The sequence below is a fragment of the Tuberibacillus calidus DSM 17572 genome (assembly GCF_000430685.1).
Lineage (GTDB): Bacteria > Bacillota > Bacilli > Bacillales > Sporolactobacillaceae > Tuberibacillus > Tuberibacillus calidus.
This window is the reverse complement of sequence record NZ_KE387193.1, coordinates 161,481-178,299: the sequence shown is the minus strand read 5'-3', so window position 1 is coordinate 178,299 and position 16,819 is coordinate 161,481. Positions and strand designations below refer to the sequence as shown.

Here is a 16,819-nt window from a genome sequence, read left to right as displayed (position 1 = left end):
GTACTGGAAGAATGTATAGTAAGGACAACGAGCGCCCTGCTCTCATCCAAAAAGTTTGGTAGAGTCACATTTTCTTAAACAAAATCCCTGTATTCCGACTGTTTTAATAGGTAATTCGTGGGAATTGCACAAAAACGGAAAAACGTTTACTATTTTTAAAAAAGCATGGCGTGTGGGGGATGGGCATGAGAATCGGTATTGTTGGCGGCGGGGCCATCGGCTTATTGGTTTACGGCTATTTAAGTCAAATATTTCCGACAACGATCTATGTCCGGCGGCCCGAGCAAAGAGATAAATTGTTAAAAGAGGGGCTTACTGTGGCGAACGGTCCTGGTTTCATCCGGGATGTTCATGTGGCATTAAGCGAATCGGCGTGGGATGAAGATCTCATCATTTTGGCGGTGAAACAGCCGGATTTACCAACTTTGCTCGCCGCTCATCCCAAAGCAGCCGTTTCCGATCAAACGCTCTTGTTTTTACAAAATGGTGCCGGGCATTTGGACTTATTAGAGGATTTGCATTATGAACATCTTTTCATTGGTCTTGTGGAACATGGGGCGGAGAAAACTTCTGATACGACCGTGATCCATAAAGGTGTTGGCACGATAAAAATTGCCCTTATAAAAGGTGACCGACAACGCGTTGCCCCGTTGTTGGCAAACGAAGCTTTTCCAATGACCTTCGTCTCCGATTGGCGAAAGGCGCTAGATGAAAAACTGTTGGTGAATGCCATCATCAATCCGCTGACCGCTCTTTACGGCATTAGGAACGGTGAGTTATTAAGCAATGTGCATTTTAAAAGAGCGATGCGAACGGTATTTGATGAAATCATGCCTTTCCTCACCCTTCCCAATCCGAGCAAGGCTTGGGAACATGTCGTTGGGGTGTGTCAAAAAACATCCGAAAACCACTCAAGCATGCTGCAAGATTTAGAAGCCGGACGAATGACCGAAGTTGGGGCCATTCTCGGACCGATATTGAAAAGAGCCGAGGCGCGCTCTGTGCACCTTCCCGTTGTGCGTTTTCTATATGAAAGCATAAAGGCAAAAGAACACATGCGCTCAGCTCAGTGTTGAGCAACCTTTTTGTGTAAAGCAGACACTCTTGCTATACTCAATAAGCACCAGACAGAGAGAGGAAGTTACCGTATGCTCGTACATAAGCTGAACGTTGACGAACCTTCTTGTTTAATGGAAGATTATCTCCATCATTATGAGCGACTATCGCCTTTTTTTGCCTATGATTACCGCGATCCAAAAACCTATGCTGACCGCCTCACCTATTTAAAGGAACGGCGCTTTGAAAGAGAGAAATTGGTGGCGTATCTCCGCCAATTTAACGGCAAATACCATCCGCCGGAAAAAGTCATAGCGTCGCTGGAAAAGTTGCGAGATGACAATGCTGTCGTTGTCGTCGGCGGTCAACAAGCGGGATTGTTAACTGGACCAAGCTATACCGTTAATAAATGCCTTTCCATCATCAAATGGAGTGAGAAGCTCGAAGCGGATTTGGGCGTTCCGGTCGTCCCTGTATTCTGGATCGCCGGTGAAGACCATGATTTTGACGAAGTGAATCATGTTTTCATACCCGACGCATCCGGTGCACCTAAGAAACACGCCTATCGGCATCCGGGTGCGGGACGAGATTCCGTTACCCAACTCCAGATCGACCATGAACGTTTGACACAATGGCTGGAGGAAGCGTTCCAGAGCTTCGGTGAAACACAATATACGGATATCCTTTTGAAAAAGGTGAAGGCAAAACTCGACAACGCAAAGACATTGATTGACTTTTTTGCGGCGATACTTATGGAATTTTTCGGGGAGTACGGTTTAGTTCTTTTGGATTCCGGTGATCATGCGTTAAGGAAACTGGAATCCGATTATTTTGCACACATGATTGAAGCCAATGCCTCCCTTGCCGAATCCGTCGTCGGACAATTATCAGCCCTAAAAGATCTGGGCTATCCTCCCGCCTTGGATCAAAAGCCGGAAAGTGCGAATCTCTTTTATCACCGTGGCGGTGAGCGGATTTTATTAGAACGTAAAGATCCGACAACTTTTGTCAACGAGCAAAAAGGCGTTCGGCTGACACGTGAGGCATTGCTTGAAATCGCTAAAACCGCTCCTGAACAATTGAGCAATAATGTTGTCACCCGTCCGTTGATGCAAGAATGCTTATTACCGACTGTCGCCTTTATTGCCGGGCCGGGGGAAGTGGCGTATTGGTCCGCTTTAAAGGGCGCCTTTGAAAAAATGGGCATGGTCATGCCGCCTGTTGTGCCAAGGCTGCGATTAACCCTTGTTGACGAAAAAATTTTACGCTGGCTTGGTGAAAAAGGTTTGGCGCTGAATGATGTCTTTACCAGTGATTGGTCGGACATTCGCCAAAGCTGGCTAAACGACCAACACGAATGGGAGATTGACAGGATTTATAAGAATGTGCAATTCGAAGTGGAAAAAGCCGTGCAGCCCCTCTACCAGCTGGCTAAAGAAGTCAATCCGCATGTATTACCCGGGCTGTGTGCGAAAAACGAAGACTATATCCAAAGTCAACTGGCTTTTATCAAAAAAGCCATTGAACGGGAAATCACCAATAAATTTACGACAGAACTCAGGCGCTTTGATCGTGTGAAAGCGACCCTTTATCCGGATGGACAATTTCAGGAGCGCACTTGGAGCGTTATTTTTCTGCTGAATCGGTGGGGACCAGAGCTCATTGATCGTTTGATGGCTTTCGATCAATATCCAATGGATGGCGAGGCGTTTGTTGTCGAATTGTAACCTTTTGTGTGAAATTTAGAGAAAAGACGCGTGAGAAAGCGACAAAATTTAACAAAATTTTTTCGAAAAATCTTGCTGTCAAAGCAGGATTTTTTTTATTGGGAGAGAATAACTAAAATAAAGTGGTACAAAGTGGGGCATTGTGGTAGACTGGTGGTAGGAAGAGGGTAAGTCAGATGTTCATGGGTGAATTCCAACACACGATCGATGAAAAAGGAAGACTCATCATTCCCGCCAAATTCCGGGAAGATCTAGGTCCAACGTTTGTTTTGACAAGGGGTTTGGACCAATGTGTGTTTGGTTATCCTATGGACGAATGGAAAGCTTTGGAACAAAAACTTAAGGCCCTCCCATTTACCAAAAAAGATGCCCGCGCTTTTTCTCGTTTCTTTTTTTCGGGTGCCTCCGAATGCCAGCTCGATAAACAAGGACGTGTAAACATCACTCCATCTTTGCGCGATTATGCCGGGCTGGATAAAGAGTGCGTCATCATCGGTGTGTCGAACCGCATCGAAATATGGAGCAAATCGCGTTGGGAAAGCTATTACGAAGCATCCGAAAGCTCATTTGAACAAATCTCCGAAAGTTTAATGGATTTTGAGCTGTAAAAGCAAGTAACGGAAGGATTTAGACATCATGTTTGAGCATATGAGTGTCCTCAAAAATGAAGCGATTGATGCCTTGAACATTAAGCCGAACGGCGTTTACGTCGACTGCACGCTCGGGGCTGGTGGTCATAGCGAAGCGATTTTGGAACGCTTAACCGATGGTCAGTTATTGGCTTTCGACCAAGACCCGGATGCCCGCAGCGAAGCGCATAAACGGTTATCTCGATATGCCGACAAACTGACGATAATACCTGCCAACTTCCGGCGTCTTAAGGAGGAACTCGAACAAAGAGGGATCTTCGAAGTCGACGGCGTGCTCTACGATCTGGGCGTTTCATCGCCGCAGTTTGACCGGGCCGAAAGAGGTTTCAGCTACCGCTTCGATGGACCGCTCGATATGCGCATGAACCCTGAGAGTGACTTAACCGCTGAAGAAATTGTGAACGAATGGGCGTATGAAGACCTCGTCCGCATTTTTTATCAATATGGGGAAGAACGTTTTGCCAAACAAATTGCTCGCAAAATTGAAACCCGAAGGCAAAAAGAGAGGATCCGAACGACAGAGGAGCTTGTCAACATCGTTAAAGAGGCCATTCCAGCGCCCGCCCGGCGAAAAGGTGGGCATCCAGCGAAACGCGTTTTTCAAGCACTGAGGATTGCTGTCAATGATGAACTCCAAGCGTTTTCGGAGTCTTTGGAACAAGCGGTGACCATCACGGCAAAAGGCGGACGCCTTGCCGTCATCACGTTTCATTCCCTTGAAGACCGGATGTGCAAACAGATTTTTCAAAAATACAGCAAACTGCCGGAACTACCGCCGGGAATGCCGGCCTTGCCGCAAGAGTATGAACCGATTCTGAAAATCATACATCGAAAACCGATTTTGCCATCGGAAGAAGAAATCGAAAGAAATCATCGCGCCCACTCGGCGAAGTTACGGGTGGCAGAAAAAATAAAAAAATAAGGGGAGGAGAACGCTTTGAGTCAACTCGCACGGCAATGGGAAGTCAGAGAACCTTACCGAAAACAACAGCAAATGGAGCAACCAGCCATTTCGCCGCGGCGAAAAATTACAAAAGGTGAGAAATGGCTCTGGGCATTAGGCATTGGCATTTTATTCATGTTGAGCGTGGTGATTGTTTCTAAACAAGCGGAAATCTACCTTACAAATCGAGACATATCTCACGTCCAATCACAAATCGAAAAAGTGGCTGATGATAATAAAAAACTGCATGTGCAAAAGACACAACTCATGGACCCGAAGCGGATCATTGAATATGCCGAAAAACATGGCTATACCTTAAACATTGATAATGTCAAAGTCGTTAAATAAAAGTGGGGAATGGACATGTTTCCTCGAAAAAACCGAACCATTAACCGATGGGCAGCCGTTTTGGCGATCGCTTTTACGCTGCTCTTTTTTGTTTTACTTAGCCGTTTTGTTTATTTGGCAGAAGCTAAATCCGTTCAAGGCCATGACATGACGAAAATCGGTAAAGAGCGATGGATCAATGCCAAGTTGATTGATGCCGAGCGTGGTGAAATTATTTCAAGTGATGGTGATGTGCTGGCTCAAGATACGCCAGCGTATAATCTTTACGCCGTGTTAAGTCCGACAGCGGAATCTCATGTCGTTGACAAAGAGAAAACCGCCGAAGAACTCGCCCCTATTATACACATGTCCGAAAGCGATATTCTGGCCATTTTAAATAAAGACCGCTTTCAGGTGGAATTTGGTTCCCATGGCAGGAAATTGACGATTGACCAAATGGAAAAAATTAAAGCTTTGAAACTACCTGGTATCGGTTTTTTCAAAGATTCCAAGCGGTATTACCCAAACGGGACATTTGCGTCATATGTGGTCGGCTTTACGAGTCATAACGATCAGTTAGATAAGGATGTAGGGATTGTCGGCCTTGAAAAATCTTTAAATGACATGCTAACGGAAGAGGATGGCTCGATTCGATTTTATGGTGACCGAAACGGCGATATCCTCCCCGACGGAACAAAGGAATTGAAAAAACCGCATAATGGTGATGATGTCTATATTACGATTGACAGCCGCATACAGACCGTTCTGGAAAATGCCATGAGTAAAGTGGATAAAGACTATCACCCGGAGCGGATGATTGGCATAGTGGCTGACCCAAAAACCGGTGCCATTTTGGCGATGGCTAACCGCCCGACTTTTAATCCGAATAAAAGGGATATTAAAGATTGGACAAATGACGCCATCTCCGATCCATTTGAACCTGGTTCCGTCATGAAGACATTTACGCTGGCTGCGGCGATCAATGAACATGTTTGGCCGGGGAATAAAACTTATCAATCGGGTCGCTATGCGATCAAAAATGATAAAGGCCGAACCGCCGCCGTTGTCCACGATTGGCAAAGCAATTGGGGCACCATTACGTTTAATGAAGGATTCACCCGTTCTTCTAACGTCGCTTTTTCGATTGTTGAGGAAAAATATTTGAAACCGAACCGTTTTTACGACTATTTAGAGCGCTTTGGTTTTACCAAAAAAACCGGTATTGATTTGCCAAATGAGGCCGATAGCAAAATCAACTTTAAATGGAAAACCGACCAGATTATGTCGAGTTTCGGTCAAGCCTCAGCCGTGACACCGATTCAAATCATCCAAGCTGCCACTGCCATCGCAAATGACGGGAAAATGGTTAAGCCTTATGTCATACAAAAAGTTGTTGATCCGAATGAGAATAAAGTGGTCAAAGAACATCATACAGAGGTCGTCGGTGAGCCGATTACGGCAGAGACGGCACGTCAAGTCCGGGCCATGATGCATGATGTTGTGTGGGATAAAAATGGTACAGGGCGCAATTACCGTATTCCAAACTACGATATTATAGGAAAAACAGGTACGGCCCAAATTACCGTTAACGGGCAATTGCTGACGGGGAAAAACAATTATGTTTTTTCTTTCTTAGGTATGGCACCTGAAAATGATCCGAAATTAATTGTTTATATCGCCATTGATCGGCCGCATTTAAAACCGTTGGAGACGGGCTCAGAACCAGTAGCCGCCGTTTTTAAACCGGTTATGGCGAATGCCCTGCAGTACATGCAGGTCAAACCAAAATTAAACGATACGGAAAACAATGAAAAGAAAGTAAAAACCATAACTGTGAAGGATTTCACTGGAAAATCTTTGCTGGACGCGAAAGCCCAATTGACAGACCTAGGTCTCGATGTCGTGACGCTTGGTAGCGGAACCGTGAAAGCTCAATCGCTTTACGATGGCATGCAAGTTTACCCCGGCACGAAAATCGTTTTGGTCGGTGACGGACCTTACCAAATGCCAGATTTAACGGGATGGTCCATGACGGAAGTGCTTCAGTTTGCCCAAGCGATTGATGCAAAACCGAAGTTAACCGGCAATGGTTTTGTCACCACCCAATCCCCGGCGGCTGGGAGTCTTGTGAAAAACGGCATGACGATCACGGTAACCTTAAACGCAAAGAATCCGGATACTAAAACCGAAAATAAAAATAAATCATGAAGGGCGACCTAGTTGGGTTGGCCCTTTTCATTTCTCGCTGCTTTTCGGGCGGTTCTACCTTGTCCCACATGCGCATATAGTGATACAAGCCTAGTGAAGTTTGGAGGGGCAAAATGTGCGCGTATCCAATGTCACCGTTCGCAAGCGGCTAGTCTTTATCCTTGTTATTGGCATGATCATCTATGGCGTTTTCGCCGTCCGCTTAGGATATGTTCAATTTTTTATGAATGGTTGGCTGACGAAACAAGCGCTTGACTCGTGGAGCAGGCAGATTCCTTATGAAGCCGAGCGCGGCGATATTCTCGATCGTAATGGCGAAATCTTGGCGACCAATGTCAGCCGGCCCTCTGTACTCGTTGTTCCAAAGCAAGTGAGAGATCCAGCGAAGACGGCGGAGAAACTGGCGAAAGTTCTTGATGCTGATAAAGAAAAAATCTACAAAGATATTACGAAGAGGGTCTCGACGGTTTACATCAAACCCGAAGGCCGGAAAATATCGAACGAGAAAGCCGAAGAAGTGAGAAAACTCCATCTGCCAGGTGTTTTTATTGCAGAAGATTATAAGCGCCATTATCCGCACGGTAGCCATCTTTCACATGTCCTTGGCTTCGCAGGGATCGATAACCAAGGGTTAATCGGACTGGAAGCCTATTATGATAATCTATTAAAAGGAGAGCGCGGTCATGTGGCGTTTTTTTCTGATGCGCAAGGTAACCGCATGTCTCAATTGAAAGATCAATATATTCCGCCGAAAGACGGTTTGAATTTGGTGTTGACCATTGATGAGCGCATCCAATCCATTATTGAAAGGGAACTCGACATTGCCGAACAAAAATACCACCCGGACAATGCCATCGCCATTGCGATGAATCCGAACACGGGTGAGATCCTCGGCATGTCGACAAGACCGAATTTCAATCCTGAAAATTATCAAAGCGTTTCACCGGAAGTCTATAACCATAATTTGCCGATATGGCGCACCTATGAACCCGGATCGACTTTTAAAGTCATCACGCTTGCTGCAGCACTCCAAGAAAATTTGGTTGATTTACAAAATGATACGTTTAACGATCCCGGCTACATCACGGTCGCCGGTACGGACCTCCACTGTTGGAAAAGGGGAGGTCATGGGCATGAAACATACCTCGAAGTCGTTGAAAACTCGTGCAACCCGGGTTTTGTCAAACTCGGTGAAATGCTCGGGAAGGACCGATTGCTTTCATATATTACAAAATTCGGCTTCGGCCAAAAAACCGGCATCGATCTTCAAGGTGAAGCGAAGGGCATTCTTTTCAAACCGGATAAAATGGGTCCGCTAGAAGCCGCGACGACCGCCTTCGGACAAGGGGTGTCTGTCACGCCGATTCAACAAATTGCAGCCGTCAGCGCCGCTATTAACGGTGGGTATCTTTATACACCTTATCTGGCAAAAGAATGGATCGATCCCGACACCGGTGAAGTCGTCAGTCAAAATGTCCCGCAATTAAAGCGGCGCGTGATTTCAGAAGAGACGTCGAAAAAAGTGCGTTATGCGCTCGAAAGCGTTGTGGCTAACGGAACGGGGCGCAACGCTTTCGTCGAGGGCTATCGCGTAGGTGGTAAAACCGGAACAGCTCAGAAAGTCCAAAATGGGCGTTACTTGGAAAATAACTACATTCTTTCATTCATGGGTTTTGCCCCGGCCGATGATCCGCAAATCATTGTTTATGTCGCTATTGATAATCCAAAAGGGATCGTTCAATTCGGTGGGACGGTCGCCGCTCCAATCGCCGGGAAGATTATCGGTGACAGTTTGCAAGTCTTGGGCGTACAAAAACGGACGAACGGTCTCGAAAAAGAGTATCGTTGGGGTGACGAGGTCATGGTCACTGTGCCTGATCTCATTGGTCAAAATAAAAAAAGCTTGAGTCAAGGGTACTATGATTTAAAAATTGAAGCCGAAGGCACGGGCGATACGGTCATTAAACAACAACCGGAACCGGGCGTCAAAGTGAAAAGCGGGTCAAAAATAAGAATATACTTAGGTGACAAAAATGATAAAGGCGATTAAAATGTTCATGTAGTCTTCATGAGGGTATCCCATTGGGGCTGTCCGTCAATCGGTTCCAAAGACGGTCCTTATGGGACCCTCTATTGATGTGTATAATGGAATTTAGGTGTTACGCCCAAAGGAGTTGCTCGATGTATGAAACTTAGTCGTCTCCTCGAATCAGGCATCTTATATAAACAGGTCCGTGAGGGAGACCCGGACATTACGACGATTGAGATGGATTCGCGAAAGGTGAGCCCTGGCAGTCTGTTTGCCTGTGTCAAAGGGGAGCGTTTTGACGGTCATGACTATGCCGCGGAAGCCGTCGCTCGAGGGGCAAAAGCTTTGCTCGCTGAACGGGAGCTTTCGATTGATGTTCCGATGATCATCGTCAAGGATGTCCGGCGCACGATGGCTATTCTTGCCGACCGGCTTTACGGTCATCCGAGCCGTGACCTCTCTGTCATCGGTGTCACTGGAACGAATGGAAAAACAACGGTGACCCACTTAATTAAAGCCATTCAAGATGAGGCGAATGTTCCCACAGGCCTCATTGGGACATTAGGTATAAAATATCGGGATAAAACCGTTGATCTAGGCAATACGACACCCGAAGCGCCCGTTCTTCACCGCGCCTTCCGCGAGATGGTCGACCATGACATCAAATCAGCCGTGATGGAAGTCTCTAGCCACTCCTTAGTTCAAGGACGAGTGCGCGGCTGTGATTTCAACATTGCCGTCTTTACGAATTTATCCCAAGATCACCTCGATTATCATAAAACCATGGAGGCCTATCTCCATGCGAAAAGTCTTCTTTTTTCACAATTGGGCAATACATATGATACGGGGTGTTTAAAGGCTTCCGTCCTTAACAATGACGACCCGGCTTCGGAAACCCTTAAAGCGGCCACAGCTGTACCGGTTTGGACATACGGGATCGATCAAGAGGCGGATTTTATGGCGAAAAATATCCGTATGACACCTTCTGGGACGCGCTTTGACATGGTCACGCCAGCTGGAGATGTGGCGATTAGCGTTAAACTCGTTGGGAAGTTTAACGTCTATAATGCGTTAGCCGCAGCTTGCGCCTGCACCCTCAATGGGATATCGTTAACTCAAATTAAAACGGCGTTGGAAAAAGTCGAAGGCATAAGTGGCCGTTTTGAAACAGTGGATGGTCCTCAGCCTTTTACCGTTATCGTCGATTACTCCCATACGCCGGACAGTCTCGCGAATGCATTGCAAGCCATACGCGAATTCGCCCGGAAACGGGTGATTACCGTTGTCGGCTGCGGTGGGGACCGCGATCGGACAAAGCGACCCATTATGGCAAAAGTGGCGGTTGATCACAGCGATATCGCCATTTTCACATCTGATAATCCGCGGACGGAAGATCCGGAAGCCATATTACGTGACATGGAAAAGGGCGTTCCGGAAAGGTCTTATCGCAAAATTTCCGACCGCCGGGAAGCGATCACGGAAGCGGTTCATTTGGCCGAGGCCGGTGACATTGTATTGATTGCTGGAAAAGGCCATGAAACGTACCAGATCATCGGTCAGAAAGTGATCGATTTCGATGATCGCCTCGTCGCTAAGGAAGCAATAAAGGAGCGCTTCAATAATGGGAATTCGCATTGACATTTTAAAAAAGGTCGCCCTCTCCGAGAGAGGAGATTATCATCATTTACGACCGCTTTCCGTTTTTATCGATAGCCGAAAGCACACACCAAATGGCTTGTTTATTCCCATTGTGGGTGAGCGCTTTGACGGCCACGATTTTCTAGAAGAAGCCATCAAAAACGGTGCGGTCTGTGCGCTTTGGCAAAAAGACCGCCCAGTTCCGGCACAGCTTGCCCATGACTTTCCGTTGTTTTTCGTAGCGGATACAACAAAGGCCCTTCAGCAAATCGCTTCAGAGAGGCGCCGTGAAGTTGACCCGACTGTCGTGGCCGTCACGGGCAGCAACGGCAAAACCACAACGAAGGATATGATTGCAAGCGTCTTAGCAACGTCTTTTAAAACGCAAAAAAATGTAGGCAATCTGAACAATCATATCGGCTTACCGTTAACCTTATGTGCGCTCAATGACGATTGCGAAGTGATAGTCGTTGAGATGGGCATGAATCATTTTGGAGAAATTCAAGTGCTCAGCACCATCGCAGAGCCTGATATTGCCATCATCACAAATATTGGTGAATCCCATATCGAATTTCTTGGTAGCCGTGAGGGCATCGCCAAAGCGAAATTAGAGATTACAGAAGGTTTGAAGGATGACGGTTGGCTCATTGTTGACGGCGATGAAGCCCTCCTTCGTGATGTCACACTGAAACAAAAAGATGCTCGCGTCAGTCGTTGCGGTTTTGGTGCTAGAAATGATTGGGTCATCTCCGATGTTCAAGTTAATGAGAACGGGACGGCATTTAAGATAAATGGAGAGGCGCTTCATATTCCCATCATGGGTCGGCACAATGTAAAAAATGCCGCTTATGCTTTTGTCGTGGCCCGCAGGTTAGGGATGGCGCAAGAGGCTATTCGCACCGCCTTGACAACATTGAAAATTACAGGCATGCGGTTGGAGGCGGATCGAGGACCGGCGGGAACGCTTTTGATCAATGATGCTTACAATGCCAGCCCGACATCTATGAAAGCAGCGCTTGAAACGCTGTCAGCACTTACCCGTTATAAAAGAAAAGTCGCCGTTCTAGGGGATATGTATGAGCTGGGTCATGAGGAGAAAGCGATGCACGAACAAGTCGCAGACCATATCACCGACCACATTACCCATTTAGTGACTATCGGCGACAAAGGGGTATGGATTGCTGAAGCGGCACGGAAAAAATCTTTGGCTACGGATATACGCAGTTTTAAAACAAAAGAAGAAGCCCTTCCATATTTACAGGCTTTGGCCACATCCGATACGGTTATGTTATTTAAGGCGTCCCGGCGAGCTGAACTTGAAACGCTGGTCGCATCACTTAAAGGGGGAAATCATTCTTGACAACGGTAATGATTGTGGCCATCATCGTAAGTTTTCTCGTGGCCGTCGTCTTTGCACCGATTTTTATACCGCTTCTTAGAACATTGAAATTTGGTCAATACATCCGCGAAGAAGGCCCGAAAAGCCACCAAAAAAAAGCGGGTACACCTACAATGGGCGGGGTTATCATCATCTTCGGCTTGATTGTCGGTGCGTTGTATACGGCATCAAAATATGGCTTATTAACGCATAAAGTTTGGTTACTTTTGTTCGTCACGCTAGGTTATGGGTTGATCGGCTTTTTGGATGATTTTATCAAAATTGTTATGAAACGCAATCTTGGTTTGACATCTAAGCAGAAACTGCTAGGGCAGATTGTCGTCGCTTTGATTTTTTATATCCTGCTTCTGCAATTCGATTTTTCTACGGCCGTCGAACTTCCGGGAACGGGTCTCTCAATTGATTTATATTGGGGCTATTTCCTATTGGCGGTGTTGATGATGCTTGCGACATCAAACGGCACCAATCTAACGGACGGTTTAGATGGTCTCCTTTCTGGTACGGCGGCCATTAGCTTTGCTGCTTTTGCTATCATCAGTTATCACGAACTGTATATGGATGTCGCGATCGTCGCCGCTTCTGTCTGCGGCGCGCTGCTCGGTTTTCTTGTGTTTAACGCCCACCCGGCTAAGGTATTTATGGGCGATACAGGGTCACTGGCACTTGGTGGCTTGCTTTCTGGTGTCGCCATGTTAACGAAATCGGAAATCATTCTCATCATTATCGGCGGTGTCTTTGTCATCGAAACGCTTTCCGTCATCATTCAAGTCGCTTATTTTAAAGCAACTGGGGGCAAACGCTTCTTTAAAATGAGCCCGCTTCACAACCATTATGTTTTATCCGGCTGGAATGAATGGCGAATCGTTTCGACCTTTTGGCTTGTTGGACTGCTTTTTGCCGCACTTGGCATTTATGTTAAAATTTGGCTGTAAGTGACTGAAAAGAATCGGGGAGTCAATGATGAAGCAAACGGATCTTTTTCAAAACAAACAAGTGGTCGTCCTGGGCTTGGCGAAAAGTGGTTATGCGGCTGCCAAGACGCTGCTTCGCTTAGGGGCATCCGTAACGGTCAACGATCGGATGCCGCTTGATCATTCCAAAGAGGCGCAAGAACTCGAAGCGCTCGGGGCTGAAGTGTATGGCGGCGGCCATCCGGATGACATCATTACAGATGCGACGGATCTAATGATTAAAAACCCCGGTATACCGTATACCAATCCTTTAGTCCAAAAGGCGATCGCTTACGGCATACCGATATGGACGGAGGTGGAACTTGCCTACCGCCTTTCTGAAAGTCCATTCGTTGGCATTACCGGCTCGAATGGGAAGACAACCACAACGATGCTAACTGGAGAAATGCTCAAAGGTTCACAGAAAACCCCCATTGTTGCCGGAAACATCGGAACCGCCCTTTGCGAAGTGGTTCAAGAGGCTGGGGAGAATGACATCATCGTCAGCGAATTGTCGAGCTTTCAATTATTAGGCACGGAACGCTTTCACCCAAAGGTGGCGGCGTTTTTGAATATATTCGAAGCCCATTTGGATTATCACGGTACGTTGGAAGCCTACGGCGAGGCGAAAGCGCGCATCACGATGAATCAAACGGCTGATGACTATCTTGTCTACAATGCCGATGATGAAAGAGTCATCCATTTTATTCGTTCGACGAAAGCAAAGAAAGTGCCATTTTCGATTAAAGAAAAAGTCGATGGCGCTTATTTATTGGGCGATACGCTGTTTTATAAAGATGAGCCCATCTTGAAGCGGGAGGAGCTGGCGATGCCGCCGGTTCTTCATAATGTCGCCAATGCCTTAGCGGCGCTCGCCGTTGCTAAGACCCTGGGGGTGGTTACGCCATTTATTCAAAACGTGCTCCGCACCTTTACTGGGGTTCGGCATCGCTTGCAATTTATTGAGACGATTGCAGGGCGCAAGTTTTATAACGATTCAAAGGCGACAAATATTCTGGCGACGACAAAAGCGCTTGAAGCTTTCAAGGAACCCGTCATTCTTCTTGCCGGTGGATTGGATCGAGGAAACAGCTTTGATGCGCTCGTCCCTTATCTTCGCCGCGTGAAAGCATTGATCGCCTTTGGCGAGACGAAGGAAAAAATCGCCATGGCCGCAAAGGAAGCGGGTGTGAAAACCATCCGATTTGTCAATAATGTAACGGAGGCGGTCCCATGCGCCTTTGAACTGTCCGATCCGGGTGATATCATTCTCTTATCACCGGCGTGTGCGAGTTGGGATCAATACCGTTCCTTTGAAGAACGAGGAGACATGTTTATAAAATCCGTGCATACGCTAAAGTAGACAGGCTATTTCTACAGTAAAGAGGTGTACGAAATGCCGAATTCGAAAGCGGCACCGGATTTTCTCCTGATTGCGGTCACTTTGACGCTTTTGTCCATCGGACTGATTATGGTTTATAGTGCTAGCGCCGTGTGGGCGTCATATAAATTTGATGATGCCTTCTATTTTGCCAAACGGCAGTTGTTGTTTGCCGGCCTTGGCATCGGTGCGATGTTTATCGTGATGAATATCCACTATTGGACATGGCGGTCGTGGTCGAAAGTTTTGCTTCTCGCTTGTTTTATATTGCTGATTCTTGTTCTCATCCCCGGAGTGGGGCGCGTCCGAGGTGGCGCGAGTAGCTGGCTCGGCGTCGGTGCTTTTTCCATACAACCTTCTGAGTTTATGAAGATGGGTTTGATCATCTTTCTCGCAAAATATTTATCTGAAAACCAGAAGTATGTGACGACCATAAAAAAAGGGTTGGTTCCCACCTTAAGCATCGTTTTTCTCGCTTTTGGATTGATAATGCTACAGCCGGATCTGGGAACCGGAACGGTGCTCGTGGTCACGTGTATGATGATGATTTTTGTTGCCGGCGGCCGAATCAAACATTTCGTTTTTATAGGGATCATGGGTCTTATCGGTTTTGCAGGTTTAATTATATCGGCGCCGTACCGCATTCAACGCATTACTTCTTTTATGGATCCATGGCAGGATCCACTCGGAAGCGGCTTTCAAATCATCCAGTCGCTTTATGCGATTGGCCCGGGCGGCCTCCTAGGGTTCGGGCTCGGGCAAAGTCGGCAAAAATTCCAATACTTGCCTGAACCGCAGACAGATTTTATTTTTTCGATCGTTTCGGAAGAGTTAGGTTTTATCGGCGCCGTTTTCGTTCTGCTTTTGTTCTGTTTGCTTTTATGGCGCGGCATCCGCATTGCGATGGGTGCTCCCGATCTTTTTGGAAGCCTGCTCGCCGTGGGGATCATCGGCATGATCGCCATTCAAGTGATGATCAATATCGCGGTCGTCACTGGATTGATGCCTGTGACGGGGATTACGTTGCCGTTTTTAAGTTATGGCGGGTCATCGCTCACACTCATTCTTGTCTCGATCGGTGTTTTATTAAATATTAGTCGTTTTTCAAAGCTGTAATACATATGTAATATTAATGTGACAAACCCTGTTGATGGACAGGGTTTGTTTATTCTGGTAAGAAAAGTATATAATTTTTTTGGGCGAGCATTAGGGCATAGCTCTGCCATCGCCTTTAAGACTCGACAGAGCCAAGTTTTTTCTATTTTGATGATATCTGAGACAATAAAAAGTTAGTACGTACGAATGTACATATAGGACATGACTTAAGAATTTGGAGGATGAACATGAATATCATTGTTTCAGGCGGGGGTACCGGCGGTCATATTTACCCCGCATTGGCACTTATTCACGAGATTCAAAAACACCACCCCGACGCATCGTTTTTATACATCGGTGCGCGTAATGGACTCGAACAAAAGTTAGTCATTCGCGATAATATCCCGTTTACATCGCTTGCCATTACCGGGTTTAAACGAAAACTTTCATTGGAAAACGTGAAGACGGTGATCAACTTTATTCGCGCTCAGGCGAAAGCCAAGCGGCTTATTCATAAATTTAATCCCGATGTGGTGATTGGCACCGGGGGATATGTTTGCGGCCCTGTTCTTTATGCAGCGGCCAAAAGCGGTGTGCCAACTGTCATCCATGAGCAAAATAGCGTTCCGGGATTAACGAATAAATTTTTAAGTAAATATGTCGATAAAATAGCTGTATCGATGAAGGAAGCGGCGGCATATTTTCCGCAAGAAAAAACCGTTGTCACCGGTAATCCGCGAGCATCTGAAATTTTGAACGGTGACCGAAAAAAAGCCTATGACGCCACAGGGCTTGTCCCAGGCAAAAAGACTGTCTTAATTTTTGGTGGTAGCCGCGGGGCAAGGCCGATTAACGATGCAGTCCTTGCACTTCTCGGAAAAATAAAGGATAAAGCTTACCAAATTTTATATGTGACCGGTGATGTTCATTATGATAAAGTGATAGAAGAAGCAAAAAGAATCGGTCTTGCGCCGAACGTCATCATTAAACCGTTTTTACACAATATGGCTGACGTTTTGGCGGTGACAGATCTTGTTGTCTCAAGAGCAGGAGCAACAACGATCGCCGAGTTAACAGCACTCGGGTTACCAAGCATTCTCATTCCAAGCCCTTATGTGACGAATAATCATCAAGAGAAAAACGCAAGAGCTCTCGAGAAGAGCGGGGCAGCGTTAGTAATCACGGAACAGGAATTAAGCGGCGAGCGCCTTTTAAGCGAGATAGGCCGTATATTGACAGACGAAGAGCGATTAACCGCAATGAAAACCGCTGCGCGTAAAGTTGGCATCCCAGATGCGGCAGAGCGGCTTTACCAGGTTGTTCAAACCGTTATGAACAGTTAGGGGAAAAATGGATCAAGAAATGCAAGAAGCGATCCGAAATAAATGTTATAATAGTCTATATACATGTTGACGA

The 16,819-nt window shown here is 46.5% G+C and carries 13 protein-coding genes; all 13 read left to right on the top strand.

Annotated features, from left to right (window positions below; all coding sequences use genetic code 11):
* Positions 1 to 185 precede the first annotated feature (185 nt).
* The 13 genes from H532_RS0115005 (at position 186) to murG (ending at position 16,746) form a co-directional block, all read left to right on the top strand.
* Positions 186 to 1,076, top strand: a complete 891-nt coding sequence (locus H532_RS0115005) for a 2-dehydropantoate 2-reductase (protein WP_027726144.1) — start codon at positions 186 to 188, stop codon at positions 1,074 to 1,076.
* 72 nt (positions 1,077 to 1,148) lie between these two features.
* Positions 1,149 to 2,783 carry a bacillithiol biosynthesis cysteine-adding enzyme BshC gene (gene bshC, locus H532_RS0115000; protein WP_027726143.1) on the top strand — a complete coding sequence of 545 codons (1,635 nt, stop codon included), beginning with the start codon at positions 1,149 to 1,151 and terminating at the stop codon, positions 2,781 to 2,783.
* A 176-nt stretch (positions 2,784 to 2,959) separates the two neighbouring features.
* Positions 2,960 to 3,391, top strand: coding sequence for a division/cell wall cluster transcriptional repressor MraZ (mraZ, locus tag H532_RS0114995; protein WP_027726142.1), 432 nt, complete (start codon positions 2,960 to 2,962; stop codon positions 3,389 to 3,391).
* A gap of 28 nt (positions 3,392 to 3,419) precedes the next feature.
* On the top strand, positions 3,420 to 4,355 hold the full coding sequence (rsmH, locus tag H532_RS0114990) for a 16S rRNA (cytosine(1402)-N(4))-methyltransferase RsmH (protein ID WP_027726141.1): 936 nt from the start codon (positions 3,420 to 3,422) through the stop codon (positions 4,353 to 4,355).
* Between the two features lie 15 nt (positions 4,356 to 4,370).
* Positions 4,371 to 4,724: a cell division protein FtsL gene (gene ftsL, locus H532_RS0114985; RefSeq protein ID WP_027726140.1), complete on the top strand. Its 354-nt coding sequence runs from the start codon at positions 4,371 to 4,373 to the stop codon at positions 4,722 to 4,724.
* A 15-nt stretch (positions 4,725 to 4,739) separates the two neighbouring features.
* Entirely contained in the window at positions 4,740 to 6,911 is a 2,172-nt protein-coding gene (locus tag H532_RS0114980) for a penicillin-binding protein (protein ID WP_027726139.1), read from the top strand.
* 115 nt (positions 6,912 to 7,026) lie between these two features.
* Positions 7,027 to 8,961: a stage V sporulation protein D gene (locus H532_RS0114975; protein WP_027726138.1), complete on the top strand. Its 1,935-nt coding sequence runs from the start codon at positions 7,027 to 7,029 to the stop codon at positions 8,959 to 8,961.
* Between the two features lie 135 nt (positions 8,962 to 9,096).
* Positions 9,097 to 10,578, top strand: a complete 1,482-nt coding sequence (locus H532_RS0114970) for a UDP-N-acetylmuramoyl-L-alanyl-D-glutamate--2,6-diaminopimelate ligase (RefSeq protein ID WP_027726137.1) — start codon at positions 9,097 to 9,099, stop codon at positions 10,576 to 10,578.
* On the top strand, positions 10,562 to 11,938 hold the full coding sequence (locus H532_RS0114965; protein ID WP_027726136.1) for a UDP-N-acetylmuramoyl-tripeptide--D-alanyl-D-alanine ligase: 1,377 nt from the start codon (positions 10,562 to 10,564) through the stop codon (positions 11,936 to 11,938). The genes H532_RS0114970 and H532_RS0114965 overlap by 17 nt, the downstream gene beginning before the upstream one ends.
* 8 nt (positions 11,939 to 11,946) lie before the next feature.
* A complete protein-coding gene (mraY, locus tag H532_RS0114960) occupies positions 11,947 to 12,909 on the top strand; it encodes a phospho-N-acetylmuramoyl-pentapeptide-transferase (RefSeq protein WP_038112689.1) in 963 nt (320 codons plus the stop codon).
* Positions 12,910 to 12,937: 28 nt separating this feature from the next.
* Positions 12,938 to 14,290 (top strand): UDP-N-acetylmuramoyl-L-alanine--D-glutamate ligase, encoded by a 1,353-nt coding sequence (gene murD, locus H532_RS0114955; protein WP_027726134.1) that lies wholly within the window; start codon positions 12,938 to 12,940, stop codon positions 14,288 to 14,290.
* A 33-nt stretch (positions 14,291 to 14,323) separates the two neighbouring features.
* Positions 14,324 to 15,424 carry a stage V sporulation protein E gene (spoVE, locus tag H532_RS0114950; protein ID WP_027726133.1) on the top strand — a complete coding sequence of 367 codons (1,101 nt, stop codon included), beginning with the start codon at positions 14,324 to 14,326 and terminating at the stop codon, positions 15,422 to 15,424.
* A 227-nt stretch (positions 15,425 to 15,651) separates the two neighbouring features.
* Positions 15,652 to 16,746 carry an undecaprenyldiphospho-muramoylpentapeptide beta-N-acetylglucosaminyltransferase gene (murG, locus tag H532_RS0114945; protein WP_027726132.1) on the top strand — a complete coding sequence of 365 codons (1,095 nt, stop codon included), beginning with the start codon at positions 15,652 to 15,654 and terminating at the stop codon, positions 16,744 to 16,746.
* Positions 16,747 to 16,819: the final 73 nt, after the last annotated feature.

Excerpts from the sequence above, each read along its gene's own strand:
- H532_RS0115005 (WP_027726144.1), top strand. The coding sequence starts at position 186 with ATGAGAATCGGTATTGTTGGCGGCGGGGCCATCGGCTTATTGGTTTAC.
- bshC (WP_027726143.1), top strand. The coding sequence starts at position 1,149 with ATGCTCGTACATAAGCTGAACGTTGACGAACCTTCTTGTTTAATGGAA.
- mraZ (WP_027726142.1), top strand. The coding sequence starts at position 2,960 with ATGTTCATGGGTGAATTCCAACACACGATCGATGAAAAAGGAAGACTC.
- rsmH (WP_027726141.1), top strand. The coding sequence starts at position 3,420 with ATGTTTGAGCATATGAGTGTCCTCAAAAATGAAGCGATTGATGCCTTG.
- H532_RS0114980 (WP_027726139.1), top strand. The coding sequence starts at position 4,740 with ATGTTTCCTCGAAAAAACCGAACCATTAACCGATGGGCAGCCGTTTTG.
- H532_RS0114970 (WP_027726137.1), top strand. The coding sequence starts at position 9,097 with ATGAAACTTAGTCGTCTCCTCGAATCAGGCATCTTATATAAACAGGTC.
- H532_RS0114965 (WP_027726136.1), top strand. The coding sequence starts at position 10,562 with ATGGGAATTCGCATTGACATTTTAAAAAAGGTCGCCCTCTCCGAGAGA.
- mraY (WP_038112689.1), top strand. The coding sequence starts at position 11,947 with ATGATTGTGGCCATCATCGTAAGTTTTCTCGTGGCCGTCGTCTTTGCA.
- murD (WP_027726134.1), top strand. The coding sequence starts at position 12,938 with ATGAAGCAAACGGATCTTTTTCAAAACAAACAAGTGGTCGTCCTGGGC.
- spoVE (WP_027726133.1), top strand. The coding sequence starts at position 14,324 with ATGCCGAATTCGAAAGCGGCACCGGATTTTCTCCTGATTGCGGTCACT.
- murG (WP_027726132.1), top strand. The coding sequence starts at position 15,652 with ATGAATATCATTGTTTCAGGCGGGGGTACCGGCGGTCATATTTACCCC.